The organism is Shewanella sp. TC10 (assembly GCF_009663145.1).
Classification (GTDB): domain Bacteria; phylum Pseudomonadota; class Gammaproteobacteria; order Enterobacterales; family Shewanellaceae; genus Shewanella.
Genome location: NZ_VKHR01000048.1, coordinates 19,535 through 42,230, shown reverse-complemented (window position 1 = coordinate 42,230; position 22,696 = coordinate 19,535). Strand labels below are relative to the sequence as shown.

Genomic DNA, 22,696 nt, shown 5'->3' with positions numbered 1-22,696 from the left:
CKTCCGATTWAGCCACTTTGAGAAATATAATTGAATGCACCGTTTTGCTCTAAAAGAACAAAAGCTTCATCGCTATCGATTTCAACTTTATGGTCAACAAGTGCAGCATAAACAATATCACCACCGACTGGGTCGATTTTGATGTTTAGCTGATCAGTGTTAACTGTAATCAGATTTTGAGTCGCCGGTAATTGAACAGGCATGCTTGAATCAGCATCGGGTACATCGCCTATATTTGACGAAGGTACGTTATTCGTTTGAACAACCGATTGTGTTGCTGTCGGTTGTGGTGCTTTATCGTCTTGCCATGCTTGCCAAAGTAAAAAACTGACAAACAGTAGTGCGATAAGCATTAAATTGCGTTGAGATTCCATAGCCTATTTGTTACACCTGTCATTTTTAGGGGGGACGGGATCACTTCCGCCGGGATGTAAAGGGTGACATTTTAGTATGCGTTTCGCTGCAAGCCAACAACCTTTCGCAGTTCCATGCGTTTTTATTGCATCAATAGCATAAAACGAGCACGTTGGATGAAATCGGCAGCGAGGTCCCAGCATGGGGCTGATAAGAAGTTGGTAACCACGAACTACTTTAATGGCTAACCTTTGTAACGACGACTGAGTTTGCGCCATAACTTCTCTGTTAACTTATGTAATTCTGCATTTTCCATATCGACCACGCCATTTCGAACCAAGACAACAATATCAAGATTTGGGATGTCATGCTGATTTAAACGGAAATTTGTTCTGATTATTCGCTTAATACGGTTACGGTCGCTGGCATTTTTAACAAAACGTTTAGCAACTGTTAATCCAATACGAGGATGTTGTTCTGAATTAGGTATCGCGAGCAGAGTAATTTCAGCAGAAGATGCTTTGATAGGGTTTGAGAATACAGATTTAAATTGCGCGGGAGTTAACAGACGTAACTCCCGCGTAAAAGCATAGCTAGTCACTATGAATATCTACCGATTAAGCAGATAAACGAGCGCGACCTTTTGCACGACGACGTGCAATCACTTTACGGCCGCCTACAGTGGCCATACGTGCGCGGAAGCCGTGAGAACGCTTACGCTTCAGGTTGCTTGGTTGAAAAGTACGTTTACTCATTTTGGCAATCCGTATATTTAGTAGTTAATAAACCTTACATTCTTAAAATAAGAGGTAAGGGCAAAAAAGAGGCCGAATTGTAATCACTTTAATCACTACCGTCAACAAGGAAAGTAGCTATATGCACAATTTTTACCTAATTACTTTTCCGTTAAACTGCAAATATTCACCACAGGATGTGGATAACTCTGTGAATCAACACTACATGTTGTGGATCAAAGGTAGTTTAACCAGATCAAAGCGCGGCTATTATAGATCAAGAGTGATCGGTTAATAAAGCAGGATCTGCGAACAAATACGATTAATTGGATCGTTTTTGATCTTTAAAGATCACAGATATCCACATACAATGATCCGGCTGGGGATAAATATTTTATTATCGATAGCGATCATTGAGATCTAACGATAGAATACCCCTCCTTCAACAAACGATATTAAGGAATATTAAGTGGCGGTTTCACTTTGGCAACAATGTATCGGCAGGCTGCAAGACGAACTTTCTGCGCAGCAATTCAGTATGTGGATCCGTCCGCTACAAGCTGAAATGGATGGCGATACTTTGGTACTTTATGCACCTAATCGTTTTGTACTTGATTGGGTTCGAGATAAGTACATCAATATCATTAATCAATTTTTTACTGAACAGTTAGGTGGAAATGCCCCTAAACTGCGCTTTGATATTGGTAGCCGTCCGTCAGCAGTAAAAACACCTGCGCCAGTTAAGGCAGAAGTTAGACCGACGCAAAGTACTCAAACTAAGCAACGAGTCAGTACTGCATTTAATACTCAAGCTGAGCCGGTTGAGCATGCAAACCATCGCAGTAACATCAATCCGACTTATCAGTTTGATAATTTCGTTGAAGGTAAATCAAACCAATTAGGTAAAGCTGCTGCACTTCAAGTGGCAGAAAATCCTGGCGGTGCTTATAACCCGTTATTTTTATATGGCGGCACCGGTTTAGGTAAAACCCATTTACTTCATGCTGTGGGCAATGGAATTATCAAGAATAATCCCAATGCTAAAGTGGTTTACATGCACTCTGAGCGTTTTGTTCAGGACATGGTTAAAGCACTTCAAAATAATGCAATTGAAGACTTCAAACGTTATTACCGCAGTGTTGATGCGCTTTTTATTGATGACATTCAATTCTTTGCCAATAAAGATCGTTCTCAAGAAGAGTTCTTCCATACCTTTAATGCACTATTAGAGGGTAATCATCAGATCATTTTGACATCGGATAAATACCCGAAAGAAATTGACGGTGTAGAAGATCGTTTAAAATCTCGTTTTGGTTGGGGCCTAACGGTTGCTATTGAGCCACCTGAACTTGAAACCCGCGTGGCAATTTTAATGCGTAAAGCACAAGAGAGCGGCATTAACCTTCCTGATGAAGTGGCGTTCTTTATTGCTAAGCGCTTACGCTCAAATGTGCGCGAGCTTGAAGGTGCATTAAATCGAGTTATTGCAAATGCCAATTTTACTGGCAGGCCGATTACCATTGATTTTGTCCGTGAAGCATTACGTGATTTATTAGCGCTACAAGAAAAATTAGTGACCATTGATAATATTCAAAAGACCGTCGCTGAATACTACAAAATCAAAATGGCAGATATGCTATCTAAGCGTCGTTCTCGTAGTGTTGCGAGACCTCGTCAAGTCGCAATGGCATTATCAAAAGAACTGACAAACCAAAGCTTACCTGAAATTGGGGACGCCTTTGGCGGTCGTGATCATACTACCGTACTACACGCATGCAGAAAAATTGCTCAATTGCGTGAAGAAAGTCATGACATTAAAGAAGATTATGCTAACTTGATACGTACATTATCTTCTTAATATCAGGAAATTGAGACGAATGAAATTTTCAATTGATAGGGATGCCCTATTAAAACCACTTCAATTAGTGTGTGGCGCTGTAGAAAGACGTCATAACTTACCTATTTTATCAAATCTGCTTGTTGAAGTGAGTGAAGACTCACTTAAGTTGACAGGTACGGATTTAGAAGTTGAGCTTGTAGGGCAAGCGCCTATACAAGGTGAAATTGAAGTGGGTAGTACGACTGTTCCAGCTAAAAAGCTTTTAGATATCGTCAAGTCCCTTCCTGAACAAGTCGAAATCAAAATTGAACAACAAGAAAACAAATGGTTATTGCGCTCTGGCCGTAGCCGTTTTTCGTTAGCGACATTACCGTCGTCTGATTATCCAAATGTTGAAGCTTTTCAAGCCGAGATAGAGTTCAGCCTAAAGCAAGGCACACTTAAGTCGATTATTGATTCAACCCAATTCTCAATGGCAAACCAAGATGTACGTTATTACCTCAATGGTTTGTTATTTGAAACATCGGGGACTTCATTAAAAGCGATTGCCACCGATGGACATCGTTTAGCATTGAGCCATCGCGATATTGGTATCGAATTACCAGAAAAACAAGTCATCGTACCGCGTAAAGGTGTGGTTGAAATGTCGCGCTTGTTAGAAAGTGAAGACAAAGAGATTAATATTGCCATTGGTGATAGTGCTATTCGTGCGACAACAGATAATGCAGTATTTACCAGTAAGCTTGTAGATGGCCGTTTCCCTGATTATCGCCGCGTGTTACCTAAAGGTGGTAATAAGATTGTCGTGGCGAGCCGTAATCACTTAAAGCAAGCATTAACCCGTGCTTCTATTCTATCGAATGAGAAGTTTCGTGGTGTTCGTATTCAGCTTGAGCCCGGTTTATTACGCATTACTGCCAATAACCCAGAGCAAGAAGAAGCGGAAGAAATTATCGACGTTGAATACAATTCTGAGAATTTAGAAATTGGTTTCAATGTGAGTTATTTGCTAGATGTATTAAACAACTTAGCCAGTGACGATGTCAGAATCACGCTGATTGATGGAAATTCGAGTGCGTTGATAGAAAACCATGCAGAAGAAGATTCAATGTATGTCGTGATGCCTATGCGTTTATAGAACATATTTTAAAGAGTCGACTTACTGTAACTTCTGCAGTTACAGCGACAAGAAGGTGCTACATTAGGGCACCTTCTTTTGTTTTACCTCTTTGCTGATAGGTTTGAGAAATTACCACTCATGAGCTTAACCCGTCTTAATATTGCCCAGTTTCGAAATATCCTTTCGGCATCATTACAACCTGAGCCAGGTTTAAACCTGATTTATGGTGAAAATGGCAGTGGAAAGACCAGCATATTAGAGGCGATATACTTTTTGGGAATGGGGCGTTCTTTTCGAAGCCATTTATCTCAAAGAGTGATTAATGTTGAACAAGACAGTTTAACCTTGTTTGCCCAGCTGGAAATGGAATCTGGTGAAGCCAAATTAGGCCTACGACGTTTTCGAAATGGTGATATTGACGTTAAATTAAATAGCGACAAAGTGAAGCGTTTATCTGTTTTAGCAGAAACTTTACCTATTCAAGTTATCACCCCAGAAAGTTTTTCTTTGCTATTTGAAGGCCCAAAAGCGCGTCGACAATTTATTGATTGGGGCGCTTTTCATGCAGACGTAAATTTTTATCAAGCATGGGTGAATACGAGAAGAATTTTAAAGCAAAGAAATCAACTTCTTAGAGATGGTTCTTCTTATGCCACAATTCAATTTTGGGATAAGGAATTGGTGCGGTATGCTGAACAAGTTACTTCGATACGAAATCACTATGTAGACTCGTTAAATGAGCTACTTAAGGGTATAATCGAAGAGTTTTTACCACGAGTTGATATTAAGGTTTCTTTTACTCGTGGCTGGGATAGCAAAACGGATTTTGCAGAGTTACTCGAAACTCAATATCACAGAGATTTATCATCGGGAAATACAGGCAGTGGACCACACAAAGCTGATTTAAGATTACGTGTTGGCAACCTCCCTGTGCAGGATGCATTATCCCGAGGACAGTTAAAATTATTAGTCTGTGCACTGCGTATTGCACAAGGCAAATTGCTTCAAGAACAACAAAACAAGCATAGTATTTACCTTGTGGATGATCTTCCATCTGAGTTGGATGCACAACATAGGCAGCTATTGCTAAAACAGTTAACCGAAACCGGTGCACAAATTTTTGTCACAGCGATTGATCCTGTTGCAATAGTCGATTCGCTGGCAAGCCCGCCAAGTAAAATGTTTCATGTGGAACATGGGCAAGTCACGGTAGTTGAATAAAAACGAGAGAGAAATATGTCAGAGAATAGTTATGATTCTTCGAGTATTAAGGTTTTAAAAGGCCTTGATGCAGTTCGTAAGAGACCAGGGATGTACATCGGTGATACAGATGATGGTACGGGTCTTCATCACATGGTATTCGAAGTGGTCGATAACTCTATCGATGAAGCCTTAGCGGGTCACTGTAATGACATTACTATTACCATTCATGCTGACGGCTCAGTGTCTGTTACCGATGATGGTCGTGGTGTTCCAGTTGCTATCCATGAAGAAGAAGGGGTATCAGCTGCAGAAGTTATTATGACCGTACTTCATGCTGGTGGTAAGTTCGATGATAACTCATACAAAGTTTCTGGTGGTTTGCACGGTGTTGGTGTTTCAGTAGTCAACGCGTTATCAGAAAAACTGCAAATGACCATTCGTCGTGATGGCCACATTTATGAGCAGTTTTACACTATGGGTGTGCCAGATGCGCCAATCGCACCAGTAGGTGATACTGATAAAACCGGTACTCATATCCGTTTTTGGCCAAGCCCAGAAACCTTCTCAGATACCTTGTTCCATTTTGATATTCTTGCCAAGCGCGTACGTGAATTATCATTCTTGAACTCTGGTGTGGGTATCCGCTTAGTCGATGAGCGTGACGACCGTAACGAATTCTTTAAATACGATGGTGGTATCAGCGCATTCGTTGATTACCTAAACCGTAACAAAACACCAATCAATAAAGATGTGTTCCATTTCACCCAAGAGCGTGAAGACGGCATTACTGTTGAAGTCGCAATGCAATGGAATGATGGTTATCAAGAAAGCATTTTCTGTTTTACCAACAACATTCCACAACGTGATGGTGGTACTCATTTAGCGGGTTTCCGTGGTGCACTAACGCGTAACTTAAATAACTATATGGAGCGTGAAGGCTTCAATAAAAAAGGCAAAACCAATGCCACGGGTGACGATGCTCGTGAAGGGTTAACTGCTGTTATTTCAGTTAAAGTACCAGATCCTAAGTTCAGCTCACAAACCAAAGACAAACTGGTTTCTAGTGAGGTGAAAGGCGCGGTAGAACAAACAATGGGTGAGCAGTTAAATGATTACCTATTAGAAAACCCTGTTGATGCTAAGTTAATTGTTGGCAAAATTGTTGATGCTGCACGTGCCCGTGAAGCGGCTCGTAAAGCTCGTGAAATGACTCGTCGTAAAGGCGCATTAGATTTAGGTGGTTTGCCAGGTAAACTTGCAGATTGCCAAGAGAAAGACCCTGGTCTTTCTGAAATATACATAGTGGAAGGGGACTCTGCTGGCGGATCAGCCAAGCAGGGACGTAACCGTAAAAACCAAGCGATTCTTCCGCTTAAAGGTAAAATCTTAAACGTTGAAAAAGCACGTTTTGATAAAATGTTATCTTCGCAAGAAGTGGCAACGCTAATTACTGCACTAGGTTGTGGTATCGGTCGTGACGATTACGACCCAGAGAAAACCCGTTACCATAACATTATTATCATGACCGATGCCGACGTCGATGGCTCGCACATTCGTACCTTGCTATTGACCTTCTTCTTCCGTCAAATGCCTGAGTTGATTGAGCGCGGCTATATTTATATTGCACAGCCTCCTTTATTCAAAGTGAAAAAAGGTAAGCAAGAGCAGTACCTAAAAGATGAACCAGCATTAACTGAGTACCTAACTACTCAAGCGTTAGATGGCACACATATTTACCCGACTGCGGGTGCACCAGGTATGACTGGTGAACCTTTAGAGCGTTTAGTGAGCCAATATCGTGAAGTTGAAGCAATCATTGAGCGTTTAGCTAAACGTTACCCTGAGTCTATTACTAATCGTATGATCCATCATCCAGGTGTGAGCAATGAAATGCTATCAGATGAAGGTCAAATGAAGCAGTGGTGTGATGCATTCGTGGCAGACTTAATTGAACTTGAGTCTGACGGTGTTATCTACAGCATTGAGCCAGTATTAGATCCAGAGCGTAAAGCTTATCTACCTAGCTTAACGATTCGTAAGCACGGTATTGATACGAATTACTTGTTTAGTTATGACTTCTTCCAGTCAAACGACTACTCGCTGATTGCCAAGTTAGGTAAAGCGTTGGACGGTATGATTGAAGAAGGCGGTTACATCAAACGTGGTGAGCGTATGAAGGAAGTGGAAACTTTCTTAGAAGCGCTTGAATGGACGATGAGCGAAGCTAAGCGTGGTCTTTATATCCAACGTTATAAAGGATTGGGTGAGATGAACCCTGAGCAATTGTGGGAAACTACAATGGATCCTGAAACCCGTCGTATGTTACGTGTGACCATTGAAGATGCAGTAGGTGCTGACCAACTCTTTACCACTCTAATGGGTGATCAAGTAGAGCCACGTCGTGACTTTATTGAAACGAACGCGTTAAACGTAGCTAACTTAGATGTTTAATCTTAAAACAAGTTAGTTAATTAAAGTGGGCGCCTAATGATAGGTGCCCATTTTTGTTTTATGCTTTATAAAACCAAATATATCAAGTTGTTACCTGTAGTATAGGTATTTCCCATGTTCAAGAAACTGTTTAACAAGATGTTCAATGTTCGCACTAATCAAGAAGTCAGCGAAGCGAAAGCATTGAATCCGCAGCACAATGTTTTATCTAAGGGTAAAACGGTTCAAGCCTCCACTGTAAATACGCAAAAATCTACAGTCAGTAATGTAGCTAACAAAGCGGCTTCGTTGGCGATTACGGTTGACTCTTCAGCGCTGTTTTATAGTTTATTATTTCCTGTTAGCGACCAAGATACTGGCGCAATGGCTAATAACTTAGAGCGCAATGTGCTGGCAAAAATTGAACAAGCTTTCAGTTCGCCACAGCAAATTGCCGAAAAAGTATTAAAGTTGCCGAGCCGTATATCTGAGTTAGATAGAAAGTTGGCTGAGGATGATGTGGATACCAAAGCGCTATTGAACTTGATTGAACAAGATCCATTATTGAGTATTGAAGTTTTAAAACTCTGTAACTCAAGTGCATTTAAGCGCTCAGATAAAGATATTACCAACTTACAACAGGCGGTAGTGCAAATTGGACTTAAGCAGTTACAACTGTTTGTACGCACTAGCTTGATGAAAGAAATGATCAATATAAAGCCTATTTACTTTAGGCGTTTTGGTGCTGAAATTTGGCGTCATTCAATGCAAGTAGCTTTTCTTGCAAATGAGCTTTCAGAGCAAGATAGTGATACCGCCTTTTTCTTGGGCCTATTGCATGATGTTGGCAAAATTGCGATTTTTAAGATGATGATTGAAGCATTTCGTCTAGCTGAACCTGGTGAGCAACCTAGTTCGGTTTTGTTTAAACAAGTGATGACAACTAAGTCTTTAGTATTGAGTGCATTATTAGTGAAGCATTGGGAGGAGTTACCCACTCAGTTCGAACAAGCTTTAGCACAACTTGCAAATACTCATCATCGGCCGACAGATCCAATGGCGTTAGCTGTGTGGCGGGCAAATATTATTAGTGAATGTTCGATGTTAAAACAAGTTGATAAATTAACCGCAGAAGCACTGAGTCAATTATTAGCTCAAGTGGGTATTGATGAGGTAACTTTTGAAAAGCTGCACAAAAAGTTAATAACCCTTTAATTAAAAAATTAATCAGTATTCAAAATTTTGCATAAAAAAACGCGCCTTAAGGCGCGTTTTTAATAAAGCTTACTGGCTTATCAATGTCAGCTAGAGCTGTTACTGAAGTAGCGAAATGTCAGCGGCATGTAAGAACTGGTCACGTAAGCTATTGAGTAGCGCTAAGCGGTTATTCTTCAATGCTTGATCATCAGCCATTACCATTACATCTTCAAAGAAAGTATCAACACTTTCACGAAGGCTTGCTAATAATGCTAATGCTTCTTGATAGTTAGCTGCTGCAAATAAAGGTGCAAGTTGTGGTTGTAACTCGTCTAATTTCTCCGCTAATGCCTTTTCAGCACTTTCAACTAAAAGCCCTGAATCAATAGCTGAAGGGATTTCGCCTTCAACTTTAGCCAAGATGTTAGATACACGCTTATTAGCAGCAGCAAGTGCAGAGGCTTGCTCTAATGTTCTAAAGTGAGCAACGGCTTTAATGCGGCTTTCAAAGTCTGCTGGAGCAGTTGGTTTGCGAGCTAGCACGGCTAAGATGACGTCAACACCCACACCTTGATCTTGATACCAAGCACGGAAACGGCCCATAAAGAACTCAAGAACTTGTTCAGACACTTTATCGTTAGTCAGGTTTTCACCGTGTAATTCTTTTGCTTTAGCAATCAAATCAACTAAATCTAACGGTAAATTGTTTTCTAAACACAGACGCAAAATACCGATAGCAGCACGGCGAAGTGCGAATGGATCAGCAGCGCCTTTTGGTGCTTGGCCAATACCAAAAATACCCACTAAGGTATCTAACTTTTCAGCCAGCGCAACACAGATTGAAATCGGTGCTGTTGGTACAGTATCACCAGAAAACTTAGGCTTATATTGCTCTGCTAACGCAACAGCAACGGCTTCAGTTTCACCATCTAAGCGGGCGTAATGCATGCCCATAGTGCCTTGAAGGTCGGTAAACTCCATTACCATATTGGTCATCAAGTCAGACTTTGACAGTAAACCTGCGCGAGCAGCTTCTTCACTATTTGCACCTATGCTGGTGGCAATGTAACCAGCCATAGCAGAAATACGTTCAACACGGGCTTTAATTGTGCCTAATTGCTTTTGGAAAACAACAGACTCTAAGCTTGCTAAGCGTGTTTCTAATGACTCTTTCTTATCTGTTTCAAAGAAGAATTCAGCATCAGCAAGGCGAGGGCGAACCACTTTTTCGTTGCCGGAAATAATTTGCTGAGGATCTTTTGATTCAATGTTAGTCACGAAGATAAAGTTCGGTAATAACTGACCCGCTTTATCAAATACTGGGAAGTATTTTTGATCGCCCTTCATGGTATAAACCAAGGCTTCAGCTGGCACATCTAAGAACTTTTCTTCAAAGCTTGCAGTTAATACTACAGGCCATTCAACCAATGCTGTGACTTCTTCAAGTAATTCATCTTCAAGCTCTGCAACACCGCCAATTTCTTTGGCTGCAATTTCTGCATTTGCTTTAATGATATCTTTTCGACGTTGGTAATCAGCTAAAACTTTGCCCCGAGTTTCTAATTCAGTTAAGTAGTTGTCTGCATGATCTAGCTCGAAGGTATCAACGCCCATAAAGCGATGGCCACGAACCGTTCGGGCTGATTCAATACCTAATAATTCACCAGCAACTAACTCATCACCTAATAACATGGTTACGGTGTGAACAGGACGGATAAACTGTGTGGTATTGCTACCCCAGCGCATTGGCTTAGGGATAGGTAACTTATCAAGTGACTTTTGCGCCATAGCAGCAATTAAAGACTTAGTTTCAACACCAACCACTTTTGCTTGATGTAATAACCATTCGCCTTTATCTGTTTTAAGGCGGTCAGCTTGCTCGACGGTAATACCGTTACCACGAGCCCAGCCCATAGCGGCTTTAGTTGGGTTACCTTCAGCATCGAATGCTTGTGCAACAGCTGGACCACGTTTTTCTACCACTTTGTCAGCTTGAGCTACAGCTAATTGCTGAATACTAATCGCTAGGCGGCGAGGCGCGGCATACCAAGTGGCATCAGCAAAGGCTAGTTCTGCTTTGGTCAACTCTTCGGTAAAGTTAGCTAAAAAAGATTCAGCCAGTTTACGTAATGCTTTTGGTGGTAACTCTTCAGTACCCACTTCAATGAGTAAGTTTTCAACGTTCATATTTTACCTCTACTTACACATTGGGAAACCAAGCGCTTCGCGTGCTTGGTAATAAGATTCTGCAACACCTTTAGCCATAGTACGAACACGCAAGATATAACGTTGGCGCTCCGTAACTGATATAGCATGGCGAGCATCAAGTAAGTTAAATGCATGAGAGGCTTTCATTACTTGCTCGTAAGCAGGTAATGGTAAAGGCTTTTCAAGTGCTAATAATTTTTGGCAAGCTTTTTCACAATCATCAAATTGCTTAAATAGCACTTCAACATCAGCATGTTCAAAGTTGTAAGTTGATTGCTCAACTTCATTTTGATGGAAAATATCGCCGTACATGACTTTACCCATAGGGCCGTCAGTCCAAACAAGATCATAAACGCTATCAACTTCTTGGATGTACATCGCTAGACGTTCTAAACCATAGGTGATTTCACCCGTTACTGGTTTACACTCTAAGCCACCCACTTGCTGGAAGTAAGTGAATTGCGATACTTCCATACCGTTTAACCAGACTTCCCAACCTAAACCCCAAGCACCTAGTGTTGGCGATTCCCAGTTGTCTTCAACGAAACGTACATCATGTACGCCCATATCTACGCCTAAGGCTTCTAATGAGCCAAGATAAAGCTCTTGAATATTACTTGGAGAAGGCTTTAGCACGACTTGGAATTGGTAGTAATGCTGAAGACGGTTAGGGTTTTCACCGTAACGGCCATCGGTAGGTCGGCGACATGGTTGTACATAAGCACTGCTCATTGGCTCTGGGCCTAATGAACGTAAGAATGTCATTGGGTGAAATGTACCTGCACCCACTTCCATGTCCAATGGTTGAACGATTGCGCAACCTTGCTGCGCCCAGTATTCCTGCAGGGTCATAATGAAGCCCTGGAATGTCTTTACGTCGTGTTTCGTCGTCATGTCCGCTTATCTACTGATTGAGGCTGAAAATAGAAAATGGTTTTGATTATACCTTGTAGATTAATGCAGATGTAGGTTATTTTTTAACGTAGAGATTAAAATTTTAAATGGGCAATACAAATGGATCAGAAACGCTGTGCTTGGTTAAGCAACGACCCGCTTTATATTGATTATCATGATAACGTTTGGGGAAGGCCAGTTTATGATCCCATTGAACTATTTGAGAAGCTTTGTCTTGATGGTCAACAAGCGGGATTGTCTTGGATTACTATTTTAAAAAAGCAACATAATTACCAAGCCTTGTTTGCTAACTTCGACCCTAAAATCATTGCCACATTCGATGAAGCTAAAGTAGAGGAGTTATTACTTAACCCTGGGATTGTTAGAAACCGTTTAAAGGTGAATTCTATCATTCGAAATGCTAAAGCCTATTTGGCTTTTGTGGAACAAGGAAATAACTTTTCTGAATTCCTTTGGGAGTTTGTTGGTGGTAAACCTAAGATAAATCATTTCAAGTCTATGTCAGAAGTGCCTGCACAAACGCCTGAGTCTGAGGCTATGTCTAAAGCACTCAAAAAACTGGGCTTTAATTTTGTTGGACCGACAATTTGTTATGCATTTATGCAAGCTGTAGGTATGGTTAATGACCATTCAACAGACTGTTTTCGTTATGGAAAGTAATATTTATCAGGTTCGATATGTAAATAAAAAGGGATGTTCCACGTGGAACATCCCTTTTTTATACTCAACAAATAGGCTTAATTATTTAGTTGTTTCAAAGAAAAACGGTTTACGCTTAATTTCTTCACCATTTAACTGGTTCATGGTTTCGGCGTTATATAATTTACCGTTTGCCATGGTGTACGTCACTCTGTCAGTGACGCGAATATCAGTTAATGGATCACCATCAATAACAATAATGTCAGCTAATTTTCCTTCTTTAATTGAACCGATTTGATGGTCCATTCCAAAGGTTTTCGCTGGATTAATTGTGGCTGTTTTTAATACATCCATATTGCTCATTCCGCCTTGGGCGAACATCCACATTTCCCAATGTGCTGCTAAACCTTCACGCTGACCATGAGCGCCAATATTTGGATGAATACCAATTTCATTCAGTTCATTTGCAACGCGAGCAACATTAAAGTGGTTGTAATGGGCATCTGGTGCTTTGGTTCTACGCATAGAGCGAGCGTTAAGAATATCACTCGGCACGTACATACTTAAACGAGGATGAGCCCATACGTCAGTTTTGTCATACCAGTAATGCTCACCAGAAATACCACCATAAGCGACAACTAATGTTGGCGTATAGGCAACTTCAGTTTGGCTCCAGAACTGTTTGATATCACTGTAGATTGAACCTGCTGGAAGAGAATGTTCAATTGTCGTATGACCATCGGCAATCATTGATAAGTTGTGTTGCAGTAAGCTACCGCCTTCAGGCACAACCATCATTTCAAGTTCACGCGCAGCTTGGATTACTTGCTGACGTTGGTTACGACGTGGCTGGTTATAACTTTTCACACTAAAAGCACCGACTTTCTTTAAGCGATCTAAATGGAACTTGGCATCATCTAGTGAATCTACATGAGAAGTATACCCAGGTGCATTTGCGCCATACAAAATAGTACCAGTCGAGAATATACGTGGGCCAACGATGTTACCGGCTTTTTGCTGCTCAGAAGCCGCAAATATCTCAGTGGTATCATTTGATGGATCATGAATCGCTGTCACACCAAGCGATAAGCCAGAGTATAACTGCCAGTTTTGTTGAGGTATGATTTCATCATCAGCTTGACCACCATGTGCGTGAGCATCAAATAAACCCGGCATCAAAGTTTTACCTTTAATATCGATAACCTGTGCACCTTTCGGGATGGCTACGCTTGCATCACCGACACTAACAATTTTATTGTCAGTAACGATGACAACACCATTTTCAATGACTTGATCATTTTCCATGGTAATGATTTTTCCGCCAACAAAAGCGACTGTTCCACGTGGAACATCGGCTTTTTCTTTAAAGCCAATTGCTGTGACTGTCGGTTTTACTTCATCATCAGTTTTTGTATATTGAGTATCAACAGCTGCTTGGTATAAATCTGGGCCTAAGGTCCAGTAAAGCTCGTTACTCTTGTTGTTCCAACTTATACTTTCACCTGCGCGTACACTAAGTTGGGTTACTGGTAAATTAGTTGCTTTCGGGCTAATGCGTACAGTTTCACCATGTTTAGCGAATGGAGTTACATATACTCGGAAACGTTCAGAGAAAGCTAAGTGCTCACCATTTGGTGACACTCTAAATTCTGTAGCGTGCTCACTAGTGTAATGGGTACGCTTTTCGAAACCATCTAAGCTAATTGAAGATAGCTCAGGAGTTTCACCGTGATCCATAAAGTATACGCGTGAGTTATCTGCACCAAATTGTGGTTGATAACCATTAGCGGTAATTTTTATATTGTTCTTTTTCTTGACGTCGACTTTATATAACCCTGGCTCTTGTGACCAAGTTCGCGGTGTCATGTAACCGCCTTTAGCTTTGCGGTAAACAACAACTTTGCCATCAGGTGAAAAGGTCGGTTCTACATATTTACCTGGCTCTTTGGTTAATTCTTTACTGCGACCACCTTTGGCGCTAACGATACTAACAGTACCTTGGTCTTGGTCATTCCAAGTGGTAAAGACGATATTTTTACCATCACGTGACCATTGTGGGAAAAGTTCGTTTATATCATCATCAAGTCGAGTTAAACGTTTTTGTTTACCGTCTTCAATATCGCGGATCCAAAGTTTACCTAATGCTTCAAATACCACTTTCTCACCGTTAGGGGATACTTGTGCCATACGCAGCATTTTTACATCAAACTCATCTTGATCAAGGTTTTGAGTAAAACGAACAGAAGGTTGAACATCTAATTCCGTTTTAACAGAGAATGGAATATTTTCTACTTCTTTGTCTTTTACATTTAATTTATTGATTTTACCTTTGGCCCAAAATACGATTTCTTCGTTATCTTGTGTCCAAGACATCGTTGGGTATACACCATGAATAGCCCATGTTTCTTGCATATCACGGTCAAGGTTATCGTAAAGCTTAGTGTGTTTGCCTGATTTCAAATCTAATAAATACAGTGTCGACTGGAAACCATCACGCTTAATATAGGCTAGCTTAGTGCCATCAGGACTTGGTGTAGGTCGGATTGCACCGCCAGTCCCTTCAATTAATACTTCGATATCACCCGTTTGAGTATCGTAGCGTTTAATTTTATAAATTCCTTTTACAGAATCTTTTGAGTAGTGGAATGTTTTACCTGGTGTAGCATCTTGGCTGAAGTAAATATAACGACCATCTGGTGAGTAAGCGGGTTCACCTAAATCTTTTTGATCATTAGGTCTTTCTGTTAGTTTAACGCCTTCACCACCTGCGACATGATACATCCACACTTCACCAGCACCTAGGCTGCGACTTGCTGTAAAGTGTTTACGGGCAACGAGATATTGTGAATCTGGGCTCCAAGCTGGGCTGTTCAATAAACGAAACGTTTCAGAGGTTACAGCTCTTTGATTAGTGCCATCAGCATCCATTACCCATATATTATCACCGCCATTTTCATCAGAGGTAAAGGCAATTGATTTGCCATCTGGGCTATACACTGGCTGCATTTGCCACGCAATTCCCGAGACTATTTTTTTAGCTTCGCCACCGCTGATAGGCATTTGATAAATATCACCCAATAAGTCAAATACAATGGTTTTGCCGTCAGGAGAAACACTGACGTTCATCCAAGTACCTTCAGTAACATCAATTTGAAGTTTTTCTAAAGGCGCATTTGCAGGAGCATTTACTTGCCATTTTTCAGTTTCATCGGATGCGTTAACAGCTAATGAAGCACTCGCTAAGCTAAGCGCAATAGCAGTGTAGAGAGGTTTGATTTTTGAGGTAAACATGCACAGTCCATTTATGATTATCGTTATAGGGTAGAGTTACACTTTTATCAATCTAGTGTTGTTTGCGAGTTATAAAACTGATGATATTTATCGCATAAATTAAGCAAGAACTAAACAGTTTTTCTGTTTCAAATGATGACAGTACAAAAGCTATTTAGATTGTTCAGGATGAATAGAGAAGAGTGTTGATGGTTTAGCTTGCTGTCTAGAAATTGAAGAGGAGTTTTCTGAGTTTGATGAATATTAAATGGCAATTTTAACGGCTATTGATTATCAGCTTTTGTTAAATAGCTTTTGCAAATCGGATTTTTGTTAATAAGTTAGCTTATCGAATACGAACCGTATCTTCTACTTGAATTAGCCCTTCAGTGATAACTTTACAGGTAACACCACCTCGCCATTGGGGTAGCAATGCTTGCTCAAGACCAGGGTGTGCAATTTCCATTTTGGCACAAGGGTCGGTTTCGCCAGTGATAATTAAGCTAACATCATCACCAATTGAAATCACTTTACCGACATCATCAGCGCTAAACTGATAACCGTCGATTAAAATATTAGCTCGTCTCGTTAGCCAGTCTAAATCAGTATTGATTTCCTGACAGGCTTGTTGCCATTGTTCAACTGACATGACTGTGACTTGTCGTTTGCCTGGTCGGCCGAACACATCATTTTCTACACCACGAAGCAGGCTTACATTTGCACAAAAGACAGGATTCATTTTGCCTTTTTTAGCTGTTTTATAAGCAATTGCTTTTAGTGTAGACATGATTAGAGTCCTTTTTTTATCATATATTTATAAGGTGTTTGCTTAGTGTCGCTTGCAATAAGAGTATGATCCATAAATTCACAGAAGCTTGGAATATCTCTGGTTGTTGCTGGGTCATCAGCTGTAATAAGTAAAGTTTCACCTTCAGCCATTTTACGAACTGTTTTACGGATCATCATCACAGGTTCTGGACAACGTAAACCAAGGGCATCTAAATGATGTTCTGCAGTAGAAAATATTTCGCTCATACCAACTCTATATACGACTCACTATCAATAATTGCGCTAATTTTACTCTGGTTAAAACCTGTTGCAAGTGCTGAAACTGAGCTTTATTAGTATTTCGTGAACTAACACAGGATGTTCCACGTGAAACATTTATTTGAATGGGGCACTTTCCAAATAAAAAAGCCGCACTCTTCTAGGTGCGGCTTTCAATGTTAAGCGTTCTATTGAATCGCGATTAGCTTTCAACGCGCTCAAAAATCGTTGCGATGCCTTGGCCTAAGCCAATACACATAGTTGCAAGACCATACTTGGCGTCTTTAGCTTCCATTAAGTTGATCAAGGTAGTAGAAATACGTGTACCTGAACAGCCTAGTGGGTGACCCAATGCAATTGCTCCACCGTTTAAATTCACTTTCTCGTCAACAACATCTGTAAGACCTAGGTCTTTTACACATGGAAGCGACTGAGCTGCGAAAGCTTCGTTTAATTCAATCACGTCCATATCATCAACAGTTAGACCTGCACGTGCTAATGCTTTCTTAGTTGCTGGAACAGGGCCGTAACCCATGATTGCTGCATCACAACCGGCAACAGCCATTGAACGGATGCGAGCACGAATTGGTAGACCTAATGCTTTAGCTTTTTCTTCTTCCATAACTAACATTGCAGAAGCACCGTCAGATAACGCTGAAGAAGTACCAGCAGTCACAGTACCATTAGCAGGGTCGAACGCTGGGCGTAAACCTGATAGTGATTCGAGTGATGTTTCAGGACGAATGACTTCATCGTGAGTCACTTTAATTAATGCACCGTTAGCATCATGACCTTCAATTGGAACGATTTCACTATCAAAGCGACCTTCAACAGTTGCAGCATGGGCACGTTGATGTGAACGTACTGCAAATGCATCTTGTTGTTCACGGGTAATACCGTGCATTTTACCAAGCATTTCAGCGGTTAAGCCCATCATACCTGAGGCTTTAGCGACGTTACTTGCAAGACCTGGGTGGAAATCTACACCATGGTTCATTGGTACATGACCCATATGCTCAACACCACCAACGATAAAGGTATCGCCTTGGCCTGTCATAATGGCGCGGGTTGCCTGATGTAACGCATCCATTGATGAGCCACATAAACGGTTTACCGTAACAGCACCGGCTGTTTTTGGAATGCCTGCTAATAAAGCAGCGTTACGTGCGATATTAAAACCTTGTTCCAATGTTTGCTGCACACAGCCCCAAATAACATCTTCGATGTCATTTGGATCAAGCTTACTGTTGCGGCTTAATAATGATTTCATTAATTCAGCAGAAAGGGTTTCTGCGCGTACATTTCTAAATACTCCAGCCTTAGAGCGGCCCATTGGAGTACGAATGCAGTCGACGATTACAGCGTTTTTCATGATGTTATTCCTTTACTGCTAATTAGGCTGGGTAGTATGTGCCGTTAGTGGCTGCAAGCTCGCGCATTGCATCAGTCACTTGATATAAGCCGCCTAAGTGTGCAAATTTGTCTGCCATTGCAACAAAGTTAGCGACGCCCATAGTATCTAGATAACGGAATACACCGCCTCTAAATGGTGGGAAACCAATACCATAAACTAAGCCCATATCGCCTTCTGCAGGAGAAGCAATAATCCCTTCTTCTAAACAACGCACTGTTTCAATCACCATAGGGATCATACAACGAGCGATAATCTCGTCAGTTTCAAACTCTTTAAGTTCGCCAAACTCTTTACCCAATAATTCATAGCTTGTTGGATCTAAGTCTTTTTTAGGTTTACCACGACGGTCAACAGAGTAAGAGTAGAAACCTTTAGTATTCTTCTGACCAAAGCGTTCACTCTCAAACATGATATCGATAGCATCTTTACCATTTTTACCCATGCGATCTGGGAAGCCTTCAGCCATAACAGCTTGTGCATGGTGACCTGTATCTAGACCAACAACATCAAGTAAATAAGCCGGGCCCATTGGCCAACCGAACTGTTTCTCCATTACTTTATCTACTTTAGCAAAGTCAGCACCATCGGCTAACAAGCCGCTGAAACCAGCAAAGTATGGGAACAATACACGGTTAACAAAGAAGCCTGGACAATCGTTAACAACGATAGGGGTTTTGCCCATTTTACTTGCGTAAGCAACAACTGAAGCGATAGTTTCTTCTGATGAGTCTTCACCACGGATAACTTCAACCAAAGGCATTTTATGCACAGGGTTGAAGAAATGCATGCCACAGAAACGTTCAGGTTTCTTCATGCTCTTAGCTAGTAAGTTAATTGAAATGGTTGAAGTGTTTGACGCGATGATGGCGTCATCAGCCACATGCTGTTCAACTTCAGCAAGGACAGATGCTTTTACTTTTGGATGCTCAACAACGGCTTCAACGACGACGTCAGCATCTTTAACTGGGGCGTAATCTAAAGCTGGAGTGATGTTATTAAGAACCGCTGCCATTTTAGCTGGGGTAGAACGCCCACGTTTTACTTGGGCTGTAAGCAATTTAGCTGCTTCGCCTAGACCTAAATCTAATGCTGGCTGAGCAATGTCTTTCATGACAATTGGCGTGCCTTTACTTGCGCTTTGGTAAGCAATACCGCCGCCCATGATGCCCGCACCTAATACTGCAGCACTGTTCACTTGCTTAGCAAGTTTGCCGGCTTTTTTAGCTTTGCCTTTTACGAATTGGTCGTTTAAGAAAATACCAATCAGTGAAGTCGCAACTTCTGTTTTAGCCAGTTTGATGAAGGCTTGGTTTTCAACTTTAAGCGCTTCAGCGCGAGCTAGTGTTGCAGCTTGTTCAATAACATTCACTGCCATCATTGGAGCAGGGTAATGTTTACCAGCAACTTTAAACACCATGCCTTTAGCTGTAGCAAATGACATCATTGCTTCAACTTTTGGTAAGGTCAGTGGCTTAAGTTTACGGTCTCGACGAGACTGCCAATCAAGTTTTTCAGCGATGGCGTCTTTAAGCATTTGCAGTGCAGCAGCTTCAAGGTTTTCAGGAGCAACGACTGCGTCAATCGCGCCTACTTTTAATGCCGATTCAGGGCGTTGGTCTTTACCTGTGGTGATCCACTCAAGGGCGTTATCTGCACCAATTACACGAGGTAAACGAACTGTACCACCAAAACCTGGAATAAGACCTAACTTGGTTTCTGGTAAACCGATACGAGCATTGGTATCTGCGATACGTAAGTCAGTAGCAAGAATGGCTTCACAACCACCACCAAGTGCAAATCCGTTAACAGCAGAGGCTGTTGGGAAAGGTAAGTCTTCAAGTTTATCAAATACTGCACTCGCTTGTTCAACCCAAGCTAATAGTGTTGCATCGTCTAGTTCGAACAAACCTAGGAATTCAGTAATATCGGCACCAACAATATAGGTACTCTTACCTGATGTTAGTAATAAACCTTGAATGCTAGTGTTTTGCTTGATGCTTTCAAGAGCAGCATCTAATGAAGAGAGAGTTTCTTTATCGAATTTGTTAACTGAGCCAGGTGCATCGAAACACAACTTGGCAATGTTATCCTCTAATAACTCTACTTGAATTGTAGGACTTTGGTAGATCATTGCTTGCTTCCTTTTTGCTAAAAGCGACTTCCACATCACAATTACTGTGTTGTTATTTAGCTTTGATATCTAGCTTTTTATCACAGCAGCGACGGCCATCATTTGACCAGTTGCCAAACAGTGTGCGACGAAATGAGACAAATTACAACACTCAATTTAAACGTACGTTTAAATTTTTATCTGCTAGAGGCATTTTTGCCCTTTGTGATACACTTCACATGTTCTTAAACAAGAAAAATAACATCACAGGGATAGCAAAAATGGATCAGCTAGCTAATTTTTATCATGCGCACATTGCAGAATTAAATCGTCGGGTTGCCGAGATTGTCTCTCGAGAACAACTTGCTGGTTTAGTGATACATTCCGGTCAAGCTCATCGACAGTTTTTAGATGATTTAAGCTACCTGTTTAAAGTTAATCCTCAATTCAAAGCTTGGTTGCCTGTATTGGATAACCCTAATTGTTGGATTGTGGCCAATGGCACTGATAAGCCACAATTAATTTTTTATCGTCCAGTGGATTTTTGGCATAAAGTCAGCGATGAGCCTAGTGACTTTTGGGCTGAACACTTTGATATTAAATTATTAACCAAAGCTGACCGCGTTGCTGAGTTATTACCTAAAAATATTGCAGATTGGGCATATCTAGGTGAGCACCTTGATGTTGCTGAAGTATTAGGGATGACTAGGCGCAATCCTGATTCTGTTTTAAATTATTTGCATTACCACCGAGCCGATAAAACACAATATGAATTAGAGTGTCTTCGCCGTGCTAACCAAATTGCTGTTAAGGGACACCTTGCGGCTAAAAATGCTTTTTATAATGGTGGCAGCGAGTTTGAAATTCAGCAGCAATATTTATCGGCTATTGGTCAAACTGAAAATGAAGTGCCGTATGGCAATATTGTTGCCTTAAATCAAAATGCTGCCATTTTACATTACACAGCGCTTGAGCATCAGATCCCGTCACCACGATTATCTTTTTTGATAGATGCAGGTGCTAACTATAATGGTTATGCGTCTGACATTACCCGTACCTATTCATTTGAGAAAAATCGCTTTTATGAGCTGATTGTTGAAATGAACAAGATGCAGTTAGCGATTGTCGACTTAATGAAGCCAGGGGTTAAATATACCGATCTTCATTTAACCACTCATGTCAAATTAGCTGAATTAATGTTGGAATTTAATCTAGCTACTGGTGATGCTCAAGGTTTGGTTGAGCAGGGTATCACTAGCGTGTTCTTCCCACATGGTTTAGGCCATATGTTGGGGTTACAAGTTCATGATATGGGCGGGTTTTCACGTGATGAGCGTGGCACTCATATTCCAACACCTGATGGGCATCCATTTTTGCGATGCACTCGTGAAATACAAGCTAACCAAGTATTTACGATTGAACCTGGTATTTATATTATTGATTCATTATTAGGCGAGTTAAAAACCGATAAACGCCAATCGCAAGTAAATTGGGATACGGTTAATGAATTACGCCCATTTGGCGGTATTCGTATCGAAGATAATGTTATTGTTCATCAAGATCACAATGAAAATATGACACGAGAACTTGGCCTGATTGACTGAACAATACTTAATTCCTAATCAAACGCTGACGATTGAGGAAGACATTAAACACAGCCGCTTCATTACTGTACTATTTCATTGCAGTAGTGAAGCAGAGCTGAAGTGTGCACTTACTAACATAAAAATAACATATCCAGGTGCTAACCATTATTGTTATGCTTTTGTGGCGTCCGATCCTCAAAATAGTATCGCGATAGGCAGCAGCGATGATGGTGAACCTGCAGGTAGCGCGGGTCGACCTATGTTAGCCACATTACAAGGCTCAAGTATTGGTGAAATTGGTGCGATAGTGGTGCGCTATTTTGGTGGAACTAAACTTGGCGTCGGTGGTTTAGTTCGCGCATATTCTTCTGGAATAAAGTCAGGTTTAACTGAACTGACGACAATCACCAAGTATATACGTTACCCATCATCATTACTGTGCAGTTACCCTCAGCTTAATAATGTGGAATATCTGATAAATCAATTTGATGGCATTATTATCAATAAAAACTTTACTGATATGATAGAAATTGAGTTTGAAATTGCTAAAGCGTTTCATGATGACTTTAATCGTGAACTGGCGACTCAAACTCAAGGTCAACTTAAGGCAAAGTTTAACGTTTGATGGT

The 22,696-nt window shown here is 41.0% G+C and carries 19 protein-coding genes; 8 read left to right on the top strand and 11 right to left on the bottom strand.

Annotated features, from left to right (window positions below):
- The 4 genes from yidC to rpmH all read right to left on the bottom strand — a co-directional run.
- Positions 1-374: membrane protein insertase YidC (yidC, locus tag FNZ24_RS15760; RefSeq protein WP_153915689.1), on the bottom strand; the 374-nt coding region annotated here is incomplete at its 3' end.
- A gap of 3 nt (positions 375-377) precedes the next feature.
- A complete protein-coding gene (gene yidD / locus FNZ24_RS15755) occupies positions 378-632 on the bottom strand; it encodes a membrane protein insertion efficiency factor YidD (protein ID WP_153915688.1) in 255 nt (84 codons plus the stop codon).
- Positions 599-955: a ribonuclease P protein component gene (gene rnpA, locus FNZ24_RS15750; protein WP_153915687.1), complete on the bottom strand. Its 357-nt coding sequence runs from the start codon at positions 953-955 to the stop codon at positions 599-601. The genes yidD and rnpA overlap by 34 nt, the downstream gene beginning before the upstream one ends.
- Before the next feature lie 16 nt (positions 956-971).
- A complete protein-coding gene (gene rpmH / locus FNZ24_RS15745) occupies positions 972-1,109 on the bottom strand; it encodes a 50S ribosomal protein L34 (RefSeq protein WP_011867659.1) in 138 nt (45 codons plus the stop codon).
- A gap of 448 nt (positions 1,110-1,557) precedes the next feature.
- Here rpmH and dnaA point away from each other — a divergent pair, with 448 nt between their 5' ends.
- The 5 genes from dnaA (at position 1,558) to FNZ24_RS15720 (ending at position 8,896) form a co-directional block, all read left to right on the top strand.
- Positions 1,558-2,946: a chromosomal replication initiator protein DnaA gene (gene dnaA / locus FNZ24_RS15740; RefSeq protein WP_153915686.1), complete on the top strand. Its 1,389-nt coding sequence runs from the start codon at positions 1,558-1,560 to the stop codon at positions 2,944-2,946.
- A 19-nt stretch (positions 2,947-2,965) separates the two neighbouring features.
- Positions 2,966-4,066, top strand: a complete 1,101-nt coding sequence (gene dnaN, locus FNZ24_RS15735; protein WP_153915685.1) for a DNA polymerase III subunit beta — start codon at positions 2,966-2,968, stop codon at positions 4,064-4,066.
- A 120-nt stretch (positions 4,067-4,186) separates the two neighbouring features.
- On the top strand, positions 4,187-5,269 hold the full coding sequence (recF, locus tag FNZ24_RS15730; RefSeq protein WP_153915684.1) for a DNA replication/repair protein RecF: 1,083 nt from the start codon (positions 4,187-4,189) through the stop codon (positions 5,267-5,269).
- Between the two features lie 15 nt (positions 5,270-5,284).
- Positions 5,285-7,702: a DNA topoisomerase (ATP-hydrolyzing) subunit B gene (gyrB, locus tag FNZ24_RS15725; RefSeq protein WP_153915683.1), complete on the top strand. Its 2,418-nt coding sequence runs from the start codon at positions 5,285-5,287 to the stop codon at positions 7,700-7,702.
- A gap of 114 nt (positions 7,703-7,816) precedes the next feature.
- On the top strand, positions 7,817-8,896 hold the full coding sequence (locus FNZ24_RS15720; RefSeq protein WP_153915682.1) for an HDOD domain-containing protein: 1,080 nt from the start codon (positions 7,817-7,819) through the stop codon (positions 8,894-8,896).
- 99 nt (positions 8,897-8,995) lie between these two features.
- Here FNZ24_RS15720 and glyS read toward each other — a convergent pair whose 3' ends face one another.
- A complete protein-coding gene (gene glyS / locus FNZ24_RS15715; RefSeq protein ID WP_153915681.1) occupies positions 8,996-11,065 on the bottom strand; it encodes a glycine--tRNA ligase subunit beta in 2,070 nt (689 codons plus the stop codon).
- 9 nt (positions 11,066-11,074) lie between these two features.
- Positions 11,075-11,980: a glycine--tRNA ligase subunit alpha gene (gene glyQ, locus FNZ24_RS15710; RefSeq protein ID WP_153915680.1), complete on the bottom strand. Its 906-nt coding sequence runs from the start codon at positions 11,978-11,980 to the stop codon at positions 11,075-11,077.
- A 120-nt stretch (positions 11,981-12,100) separates the two neighbouring features.
- Here glyQ and FNZ24_RS15705 point away from each other — a divergent pair, with 120 nt between their 5' ends.
- A complete protein-coding gene (locus tag FNZ24_RS15705; protein WP_153915679.1) occupies positions 12,101-12,661 on the top strand; it encodes a DNA-3-methyladenine glycosylase I in 561 nt (186 codons plus the stop codon).
- Between the two features lie 81 nt (positions 12,662-12,742).
- On the opposite strand, the gene FNZ24_RS15700 is transcribed toward FNZ24_RS15705, so the two are convergent.
- From FNZ24_RS15700 to fadB, 5 genes are all read right to left on the bottom strand, one after another.
- Positions 12,743-15,931 carry an amidohydrolase family protein gene (locus FNZ24_RS15700; protein WP_153915678.1) on the bottom strand — a complete coding sequence of 1,063 codons (3,189 nt, stop codon included), beginning with the start codon at positions 15,929-15,931 and terminating at the stop codon, positions 12,743-12,745.
- 325 nt (positions 15,932-16,256) lie between these two features.
- Positions 16,257-16,697 carry an MOSC domain-containing protein gene (locus FNZ24_RS15695; RefSeq protein WP_153915677.1) on the bottom strand — a complete coding sequence of 147 codons (441 nt, stop codon included), beginning with the start codon at positions 16,695-16,697 and terminating at the stop codon, positions 16,257-16,259.
- A 2-nt stretch (positions 16,698-16,699) separates the two neighbouring features.
- Positions 16,700-16,945, bottom strand: a complete 246-nt coding sequence (gene tusA / locus FNZ24_RS15690) for a sulfurtransferase TusA (RefSeq protein ID WP_153915676.1) — start codon at positions 16,943-16,945, stop codon at positions 16,700-16,702.
- 214 nt (positions 16,946-17,159) lie between these two features.
- Positions 17,160-18,329, bottom strand: a complete 1,170-nt coding sequence (fadA, locus tag FNZ24_RS15685; protein ID WP_153915675.1) for an acetyl-CoA C-acyltransferase FadA — start codon at positions 18,327-18,329, stop codon at positions 17,160-17,162.
- Between the two features lie 22 nt (positions 18,330-18,351).
- Positions 18,352-20,502, bottom strand: coding sequence for a fatty acid oxidation complex subunit alpha FadB (gene fadB, locus FNZ24_RS15680; protein WP_153915674.1), 2,151 nt, complete (start codon positions 20,500-20,502; stop codon positions 18,352-18,354).
- A 260-nt stretch (positions 20,503-20,762) separates the two neighbouring features.
- Between fadB and pepQ the strand changes: the two genes are divergently transcribed.
- Together pepQ and FNZ24_RS15670 are read left to right on the top strand one after the other, a co-directional pair.
- Complete coding sequence (gene pepQ, locus FNZ24_RS15675; RefSeq protein ID WP_153915673.1) at positions 20,763-22,085, top strand: Xaa-Pro dipeptidase; 1,323 nt, start codon at positions 20,763-20,765, stop codon at positions 22,083-22,085.
- The gene (locus FNZ24_RS15670; RefSeq protein WP_153915672.1) at positions 22,078-22,692 is read left to right on the top strand and encodes a YigZ family protein; all 615 of its coding nucleotides are present in this window, start codon (positions 22,078-22,080) and stop codon (positions 22,690-22,692) included. The genes pepQ and FNZ24_RS15670 overlap by 8 nt, the downstream gene beginning before the upstream one ends.
- The last annotated feature ends 4 nt before the right edge of the window (positions 22,693-22,696 follow it).

What these genes read in the sequence shown, in the direction of transcription:
- yidD (WP_153915688.1), bottom strand. Translation starts at nt 632, where the DNA reads ATGGCGCAAACTCAGTCGTCGTTACAAAGGTTAGCCATTAAAGTAGTT.
- rpmH (WP_011867659.1), bottom strand. Translation starts at nt 1,109, where the DNA reads ATGAGTAAACGTACTTTTCAACCAAGCAACCTGAAGCGTAAGCGTTCT.
- dnaN (WP_153915685.1), top strand. Translation starts at nt 2,966, where the DNA reads ATGAAATTTTCAATTGATAGGGATGCCCTATTAAAACCACTTCAATTA.
- recF (WP_153915684.1), top strand. Translation starts at nt 4,187, where the DNA reads ATGAGCTTAACCCGTCTTAATATTGCCCAGTTTCGAAATATCCTTTCG.
- gyrB (WP_153915683.1), top strand. Translation starts at nt 5,285, where the DNA reads ATGTCAGAGAATAGTTATGATTCTTCGAGTATTAAGGTTTTAAAAGGC.
- FNZ24_RS15720 (WP_153915682.1), top strand. Translation starts at nt 7,817, where the DNA reads ATGTTCAAGAAACTGTTTAACAAGATGTTCAATGTTCGCACTAATCAA.
- glyS (WP_153915681.1), bottom strand. Translation starts at nt 11,065, where the DNA reads ATGAACGTTGAAAACTTACTCATTGAAGTGGGTACTGAAGAGTTACCA.
- glyQ (WP_153915680.1), bottom strand. Translation starts at nt 11,980, where the DNA reads ATGACGACGAAACACGACGTAAAGACATTCCAGGGCTTCATTATGACC.
- FNZ24_RS15705 (WP_153915679.1), top strand. Translation starts at nt 12,101, where the DNA reads ATGGATCAGAAACGCTGTGCTTGGTTAAGCAACGACCCGCTTTATATT.
- FNZ24_RS15700 (WP_153915678.1), bottom strand. Translation starts at nt 15,931, where the DNA reads ATGTTTACCTCAAAAATCAAACCTCTCTACACTGCTATTGCGCTTAGC.
- FNZ24_RS15695 (WP_153915677.1), bottom strand. Translation starts at nt 16,697, where the DNA reads ATGTCTACACTAAAAGCAATTGCTTATAAAACAGCTAAAAAAGGCAAA.
- tusA (WP_153915676.1), bottom strand. Translation starts at nt 16,945, where the DNA reads ATGAGCGAAATATTTTCTACTGCAGAACATCATTTAGATGCCCTTGGT.
- fadA (WP_153915675.1), bottom strand. Translation starts at nt 18,329, where the DNA reads ATGAAAAACGCTGTAATCGTCGACTGCATTCGTACTCCAATGGGCCGC.
- fadB (WP_153915674.1), bottom strand. Translation starts at nt 20,502, where the DNA reads ATGATCTACCAAAGTCCTACAATTCAAGTAGAGTTATTAGAGGATAAC.
- pepQ (WP_153915673.1), top strand. Translation starts at nt 20,763, where the DNA reads ATGGATCAGCTAGCTAATTTTTATCATGCGCACATTGCAGAATTAAAT.